General features: G+C 67.7%; 6 protein-coding genes (1 of these 6 only partly in view). 4 read left to right on the top strand and 2 right to left on the bottom strand.

Annotation, left to right across the window (positions count from 1 at the left end):
- A protein-coding gene (locus DEIPH_RS09250) for a hypothetical protein (RefSeq protein ID WP_152544879.1) crosses the window boundary here: on the top strand, positions 1-240 show its 3' portion. Its footprint begins 171 nt before the window's first position; the window shows 240 of its 411 coding nt (coding positions 172-411); the start codon falls outside the window, past its left edge; the stop codon is at positions 238-240.
- Between the two features lie 404 nt (positions 241-644).
- Here DEIPH_RS09250 and DEIPH_RS09245 read toward each other — a convergent pair whose 3' ends face one another.
- Positions 645-1,727: an S-layer homology domain-containing protein gene (locus DEIPH_RS09245; protein ID WP_081790858.1), complete on the bottom strand. Its 1,083-nt coding sequence runs from the start codon at positions 1,725-1,727 to the stop codon at positions 645-647.
- Between the two features lie 200 nt (positions 1,728-1,927).
- Between DEIPH_RS09245 and DEIPH_RS09240 the strand changes: the two genes are divergently transcribed.
- Complete coding sequence (locus tag DEIPH_RS09240; RefSeq protein ID WP_034357204.1) at positions 1,928-3,103, top strand: aminotransferase class I/II-fold pyridoxal phosphate-dependent enzyme; 1,176 nt, start codon at positions 1,928-1,930, stop codon at positions 3,101-3,103.
- A gap of 204 nt (positions 3,104-3,307) precedes the next feature.
- Here DEIPH_RS09240 and acs read toward each other — a convergent pair whose 3' ends face one another.
- Positions 3,308-5,245 (bottom strand): acetate--CoA ligase, encoded by a 1,938-nt coding sequence (gene acs, locus DEIPH_RS09235; RefSeq protein ID WP_034357202.1) that lies wholly within the window; start codon positions 5,243-5,245, stop codon positions 3,308-3,310.
- A gap of 455 nt (positions 5,246-5,700) precedes the next feature.
- Here acs and moaA point away from each other — a divergent pair, with 455 nt between their 5' ends.
- Positions 5,701-6,717 carry a GTP 3',8-cyclase MoaA gene (moaA, locus tag DEIPH_RS09230; RefSeq protein ID WP_034357199.1) on the top strand — a complete coding sequence of 339 codons (1,017 nt, stop codon included), beginning with the start codon at positions 5,701-5,703 and terminating at the stop codon, positions 6,715-6,717.
- A gap of 110 nt (positions 6,718-6,827) precedes the next feature.
- The coding region (locus DEIPH_RS09225) for a GntR family transcriptional regulator (RefSeq protein WP_034357196.1) at positions 6,828-7,500 on the top strand (673 nt) is incomplete at its 3' end.

Raw genomic sequence — 7,500 nt, 5'->3', positions numbered from 1 at the left:
GTTCGGGAGATCAGCCCCGCGACCTTCAGTGATCTCGAGAAACTGAACGCCACGTATAACGGACAGACGGAGCTGATTCAGCAACGCGGGGGAAATGTCAAGAACAGCTTCGACAAGGAAAAACAACTCTTTCAGTCCTACACGTTTCTCAAGACGGGTAAGGACACTTTCTTCATGGCCCAGCTGATCGAGAACAAGGGTAGGGGCAGGATTTTGACCTATCTCTGCACGTTGGCATAGACACACTCTTCAACGACCCCAGGAGGCGCATCATGGACCAGTTCCCGGTGCGCCTCCTTCGTCTGTGTCGATAAAGAAGGGTGCCATTTCATTATATTCCTGTACGTCATCAGTGACCGGTCTGGGCACGACCCTAGAGCATGGGGCAGAATGACAAGTCCTGGGCAAAGGAACCCAGGAGCCTCCCTTCTGCCCCATAGTTCTGTGGCATTTGCTCGGCCAACGCCTGCGGAACCGCACCGCATTCTTATGGCAACTGCTCCAAGCCCTGTTGCGCCTTTGCCCGGCGACTCTCCCCGGTGTCGCCTGGGCAGATCACTCTCAGGAAACTGGCCCTTCAACAAAAAGGGGAGAAGATCCTCAGATCCTCTCCCTCTAAAGCGGCAGAAGCCGCCGCGCAGTTTTTAGAAGCGGAACTTGATGCCTGCCACGATGGAGCTGATGCTCAGGCCACTGCCGTTGAAGTAGTAGTGCTGGCGCGCCTCGCTGAAGACGGCGAAGCGGTCGGTCAGGCGGTAATCGACGCCCACGAGCAGCTCGCTGAACGTGCTCTTGATGTCGAAGTTGTAGCCGCCGCCCGCACCCAGGATGCCGTCGGCCCGGCCCAGGCTGGTGCGGTAGGTGGCGATGCCGCTGACGCTGTTGCCGGGCGTGCTTCCCGTGACCCGGATGTCGCCCGTCACGCGCACCCCGAAGCCGCCGATCAGCGAGTCGTTGCCGACCATGACGCGGGCCATCGAACCGACGTTGTTTTGCAGGATGCCGTAGTAGGACGCACCGATGTAGTTCCCGTACCGGAAGGGCGGCACCGGGGGCACGTAGGAATCGCCCTTCTCGCCTTTTTCACCCTGGGCGCCCTGCGGCCCCTGCGGGCCAACCTCACCCTGGGGTCCCTGGGGACCGGCCGGGCCGGCGGGGCCAGCCACGCCCGGCTCACCCTGCGGCCCCTGGGGACCAGCCTCGCCCTGAGGACCGGCAGCACCTGCGGAGGCCGCCGGCAGGGCCTGGAGCGCCGCGTTCAGGTCGGCGATCTGGGTCTGCAACGCCGTGATGGCCTGCTGCTGCTGCGCCACCTGGGCGCGCAGTTCTTCCAGCGCCGTGAGGGCTTCTTGCAGGCCCTGGCGCAGGGTTTCCAGCTCGGCGGGATTGAACGTGCTCTGCCCGGACGGCAGCTGGGCGATGACGCGGGCCAGCACCTGTGCCACTTCCTGCCGGGTGATCGCGCTGCACCAGTTGAAGGTGCCGTCGGGGTAGCCGATGAAGTAGCCCTTCTGGGTCACCAGATCGATGGCGGCCTTGGCCCACGCACCGGGGGCACACGCCGCCACCGGCGCGGTCGTCACCACGTTGACGCGGGGCATGATCGGCGCAGGCGCGCTCTGGGGCGCGGGGGCCGGGGCCGGTGCGGGCATCGGGGCAGGCCCGCTGCCACCTGCCAGGGCACCCGTACTGAGCAGCAACATTCCGGTAACCAGGGTCTTCTTCATATCTTCCTCCTAAGCGTGTGATGAGTGTCAGGTGATGCCCAACAACTTTACCTCATCCGACCTGATCATCCGTCTTAACTTGCCAAGATTAACTGCTGATGAACTTATCTCGACCTCAAGAGAAGGGGCCACAGCGAAGAAGAATGAGCTTTCTGAGGACGGGCTGGAGGTGAGGAGGGCGGTCCTGTAGGCTGCCGGACATGTGGGCCTCGAAACGGGCAGGAGCGGTGCCGGGCAGCGTATTTGCGCTGATGGACGCCGCGAAGGAAAGGGCCAGGGCGGCGGGCCGGAGTGTCATCGACCTGAGCATTGGGTCGAGCGATCAGTCACCCCCGGAGGCGGCGCTGGAAACGCTGCGCGAGGCCACCCGTGACCCCGCCACCTACCGTTACCCCCTCTTCAGCGACACCCGTCCCCTGCGGGAGGCCGCCGCGAAGTATCTGCACCGCCGCTTCGGGGTGACGCTGGAGGTGGAAACCGAGGTTCTGCCCCTGATCGGCGCGCAGGAGGGCCTGGCTCACCTGCTGCTGGCAGTGACCGATCCGGGGGACACGCTGCTGTTGCCCGACCCCTGCTACCCGCCCTACCTGGGAGCGTCGGCCATCGCGGGCCTGCGGGTGGTCACGCTGCCGCTGCGGCCCGAGCGCGGCTTCCTGCCCGATCTGGGTGCCGTTCCCGCCGATGTCCGGCCCCGCGCCCTGCTGCTCAATTACCCCAACAACCCGACCTCGGCGGTGGCCGACGCCGCCTTTTTTCAGGAGGCCGCCGCGTGGTGCCGCTCCAGAGGCACGCTGCTGATTCATGACCACCCCTACGCCGAACTGACCTTCGGGGACTACCGCGCGGCCAGCGCCCTGGAGGCCGGGCTGGAAGGCATCGTGGAACTGCACTCGCTGTCCAAGACGCACCACATGGGCGGGTTCCGGGTGGGCTTCGCGGCGGGGGACCGGGAGGCCCTGGCGGCCCTGGCCCGGGTAAAGGGGGCAGTCGATTTTCACCCGTACCTGGGCATTCAGCGTGCGGCGACCGTTGCCCTGGGCCTGCCGGACGAGGTGGGCCGGGCGGGGGCGCAGGTCTTCCAGCAGAGGCGCGACGCCCTGGTGCCGGCCCTGCGTGCCCTGGGCTGGGAAGTGACCCTGCCCCAGGCGAGCATGTATGTCTGGGCGCGGGTGCCTGGCTTGACCGACAGCGTGGCCTACGCCGTGCGCGCCGCCGAGACGACCGGGGTGGCCGTCAGCCCGGGCCGCGCCTTCGGGGGGCAGGGTGAGGGCTTCGTGCGCTTCGCCCTGGTGCAGCCGCCGGAGGTTCTGGAGGAGGCGGCGCGGCGGCTGGCAGGCGTGACCGTGGGGGAAGAAGCGCCGCTCCCCAGGTCCTAGAGCATTGGCCCTAAGAATGCGGCGTTCTGTGTTGGCCGGGGGGAGCGAGTGCAGTTGACGGGAGCATGGGGAGGCACTTGGGGTGCTTTCCCCGGGGGCCGTCCTTCTGCCCCATGCTCTCCACCTCTCATCAACAGGAACGCGAGGGCGTCGCCCCACGGACGCGCCCTCTCCCCTTTTCCCTCATTCCCTAATCCTTCCCCCTCACACCGCCTCCGTTGCCGCCAGCCGCTCCAGCACCGCCGGGTCTTCCAGGGTGCTGGTGTCGCCCTGAATCTCCTTTCCGGCGGCGATCTGGCGCAGGAAACGGCGCATGATCTTGCCGCTGCGGGTCTTGGGCAGCGCGTCCGCGACGATGATGGCGTCCGGACGGGCCAGCGCGCCGATCTCCTTGCTGACATGCGTGCGCAGTTCCTGCGGGTCCACCTCGGCGCCACTCTGCGGGAGGACGAAGGCGACCACGCACTCGCCCTTCACCTCGTCGGGGCGGCCCACCACGGCGGCTTCCGCGATGCTGGGGTGCGCGACCAGGGCCGATTCGATCTCCATGGTCCCCAGGCGGTGCCCCGACACGTTCAGCACGTCGTCCACGCGGCCCACCACCGTGAAATAACCGTCGGCGTCGCGACGGGCACCGTCCCCGGCAAAGTAGACGTGCGGGATCTCGCCCCAGTAGGTCTTCTTGTAGCGTTCGTCGTCGCCGTAGACGGTGCGGAGCATGGCGGGCCAGGGCCGCTTGATGACGAGCAGGCCACCGTCGTCGGGGCCGAGTTCCTCGCCCTCGCGGGTCATGATGGTGGGGTCCACGCCAAACATCGGCAGGCCCGCGCTGCCGGGCTTGCTGGAGTGCGCGCCGGGCAGGGTGGTCAGCATGATGCTGCCCGTCTCGGTCTGCCACCACGTGTCCACCACCGGGCACCGTTCGCCGCCGATGACGCGGTAGTACCACATCCACGCCTCGGGGTTGATGGGTTCGCCCACCGACCCCAGCAGGCGCAGGCTGCTCAGGTCGTGGCGCGCGGGCAAGTCGTCGCCCTGGCGCATGAAGGAGCGGATGGCGGTGGGCGCGGTGTACAGGATGGTCACGCGGTGCCGCTGGATCAGGTCCCAGAAGCGGCCCCAGTCGGGGTGGTTGGGTGCGCCTTCGTACATCAGGACCGTCGCGCCATTCAGCAGGGGGCCGTACACGCTGTACGAGTGCCCGGTCACCCAGCCCACGTCGGCGGTGCACCAGTAGATGTCGTCATCGCGCAGGTCGAAGACGGTCTGGGTGGTGAGGTAGGTCCCCACCATGTAGCCGCCCGTCGTGTGCTGCACCCCTTTGGGCTGGCCGGTGCTGCCCGAGGTGTACAGGAGAAAGAGGGGGTGCTCACTGTCCAGCGGCGCGGCCTCATGCTCGTCGCTTGCGGCGGCGAGGGCCTCGTGCCACCAGAGGTCGCGGCCTTCCCGCATGGGTGGGTGGGTGTGCGCCCGGTCCACCACCAGCATCCTTTCCAGGCTGGGAGCCAGCGCGGCGGCCTCGTCGGCGTTGGCCTTGAGGTTCACCAGGCCCCCGCGCCGCTGCCCCGCGTCGGCGGTAATCAGCACCTTGCTCTGCGCGTTGCCCAGGCGGTCGGCCAGCGCACTGACGGAAAAGCCGCCGAAGACCACGCTGTGCACCGCCCCGATGCGCGCACAGGCGAGCATGGCGATGGCCGCTTCGGGAATCAGCGGCAGGTAGAGAGTCACGCGGTCGCCCTTCACGACCCCGAGCGCCGTCAGCGCGTTCGCGGCCCTGCTCACCTCGCGCAGCAGTTCCGAATAGGTGTAGGTGCGGACCTCCCCGTCCTCCCCTTCCCAGATGATGGCCGTCTTGTCGCCCAGGCCGCGCTCCACGTTGCGGTCCAGCGCGTTGTAGGCGATGTTCGTCTCGCCGCCCACGAACCACTGGGCGTGAGGTTCCTGCCAGTCCAGCACCCGCTCCCAGGGCTTCATCCAGGCCAGTTCACCCGCCACGCCCGCCCAGAAGCCTTCGGGGTCGTCCAGGCTGCGGCGGTACATCTCGTCGTACTGCTCGCGGGTCACGCGGGCCTGCGCGGCAAACTCAGGGCTGGGCGCGATCACGCGGCTTTCGTGCAGCATGTTGTCGATGTGGTCGGACATGGAAAACCTCCGGGTGGGAGAACGCGAGAAAGGCGCGTCTGAGACGCGGCCGGGTTGTCGATGCCGTTTACTGTAGCGCCGGGCAACGGCCGGGGGCCAAGGTGTTCCAGCCAGGGGACTGAACCGGGTCCAAAGGGCCGCGCCCCCAGAACAGAAGGTGGGGGCGGCCGGAAGCAGAATCGATGAACCGGGGGCTAGCGCCTTTGTCCGAATGACGCCGCCCTGGGGAAAGCACCTCCAACGCCGCCATTCTCTGCTCCGCAGCCTGGCGAGGCCCGAACGCTCTCCCGAGTTCACTCGCTGTCTTGGGTAGAACGCCCGCCCGCTCGGTCAACAAGAGAACTTCTTTTTGACCCATGCTCTGAAGCTCACGTCGCCGGGTGGGGAACAGGCCGGGTGGCCGGAGGGTGCCCCAGTTCGCCAACGCGGCGCCCGGCTGCGCGTATGGTAGGGGGGTGCTTCTCGACCGGCTGGGCCGTCCCCTGCGTGACCTGCGCGTCAGCGTGACCGACCGTTGCAACCTGCGCTGCACGTACTGCATGCCCGCCGACGTGTTCGGCCCCGACTATGCCTTCCTGCCCCGCGCCGAACTGCTGACCTTCGAGGAGATCGAGCGCCTGGCCCGCGCCTTTGTGGCGCTGGGGGTGCAAAAGTTGCGGATCACCGGGGGGGAACCGCTGCTGCGCCGCGACCTGCCCGACCTGATCGCCCGCCTGAGCCGGATGAACGGCGTGCAGGACGTGGCCCTGACCACCAACGGCCTGCTCCTGCCCCGCCTCGCCGGCGATCTCAAGGCCGCCGGGCTGAACCGCGTAACGGTCAGCCTCGACAGCCTCGACCCGGAGGTGTTCGGGCGGATGAACGGGCTGAAAGTTCAGCCGCAGCGTGTGCTGGACGGGATCGAGGCCGCCTTGCAGGCCGGGCTGGGCGTGAAGGTGAACACGGTGGTGCAGCGCGGCGTGAACGATGCGGGGCTGCGCGACCTCTGGCTGGCGCTGCGCGACTCTGCCGTCGTGCGCTTTATCGAGTTCATGGACGTGGGCAACCACAACGGCTGGAACCTGGACGCGGTGGTGCCCTCGCGCGAGGTGCTGGCGCGGCTCAGCGCGGCCGGAGAAGGGGCCGACGGGACGGGCGGAGAGTTCCAGCCCGTGAACCCCAACTACCGGGGCGAGGTGGCCGCCCGCCACGTGGACGCGGGCGGGCACGAGATCGGTCTGATCAGCAGCGTCACGGCTCCTTTTTGCGGCGACTGCTCGCGGGCGCGGCTCTCGGCGGTGGGCGTGCTGTACACCTGCCTGTTCGCGGGCGTCGGCACCGACCTGCGTGCCCCGCTGCGGGCCGGGGCCAGTGACACCGAGGTGCGCGACGTGATCGCGGGTGTCTGGCAGGGCCGCCGCGACCGCTACAGCGAGGAACGCGGCGAGAACACCCGTGAGCGCAAGGTCGAGATGTCGCATATCGGGGGCTGAGCTGTTGTCTCATGCCACGTCACAGGGCGGGGAGCCTTGTGTACCCCGGACACAAACCCTAAGATGAGCGTCCAAAGGCCCCCACAACTGCGGCGGGTCCGGAGGGATGCATGGCGAAGTACCCACTTATCAAAACCACACTGAAAGACCGTCTGCTGGGCGGCCATTACCCGGAGGGCCTGCCCCTTCCCAGCGAACCGCAACTGGCGCGTGAATTCGAGGTCTCGCGCATGACCGCCCGCCGCGCGATCGACGAGCTGGAACGCGAGGGCTACGTCTACCGCGTGCAGGGTGCCGGGACCTTTCCCACCGGCAAACGCTTCCGGCAGGGCATGTTCCGGGTGCGGCCCTTCAAGGAATGGGCGCGGCATCCCGATCACCGGACCACCGTGCTGCGGGCCATGCAGATCGAGGCCACGCCCGAGATCGCCCTGGTGCTGCAACTTCAGCCGGGCGACCCGGTGATCTTCATCCACCGCCTGCGCATGGCGGGCGACGAGGCGCTGGTGATCGAGAAACGCTACATCAGCGCCGCCCTGGTGCCCAGCCTGCTCGACCACAACCTCAGCCTGGAGAGCATCCACGAGGTGATGGTCAGCCTGGGCGTGCCGCTCAGCCGCGTCGAGCAGAACCTGGAGGCGGTCAATCTGCGCCAGGAGGAAGCCGACCTGCTGCGCGTGCCCCTCGGCACGGCGTCCTTCCTGCTGCGGCGCACCACCTACAGCGGGGCACGGCGGGTGTCCTACGTGAACTACTGGGTGCGCGGCGACCGCTACGCCTTCC

Origin of the sequence: Deinococcus phoenicis, assembly GCF_000599865.1 — a bacterium.
GTDB classification, from domain to species: domain Bacteria; phylum Deinococcota; class Deinococci; order Deinococcales; family Deinococcaceae; genus Deinococcus; species Deinococcus phoenicis.
This window is presented reverse-complemented; position numbering and strand designations above follow the sequence as displayed.

Bases quoted from the DNA above. Each gene is read 5' to 3' on its own strand.
- DEIPH_RS09245 (WP_081790858.1), bottom strand. From the start codon at position 1,727: ATGAAGAAGACCCTGGTTACCGGAATGTTGCTGCTCAGTACGGGTGCC.
- DEIPH_RS09240 (WP_034357204.1), top strand. From the start codon at position 1,928: ATGTGGGCCTCGAAACGGGCAGGAGCGGTGCCGGGCAGCGTATTTGCG.
- acs (WP_034357202.1), bottom strand. From the start codon at position 5,245: ATGTCCGACCACATCGACAACATGCTGCACGAAAGCCGCGTGATCGCG.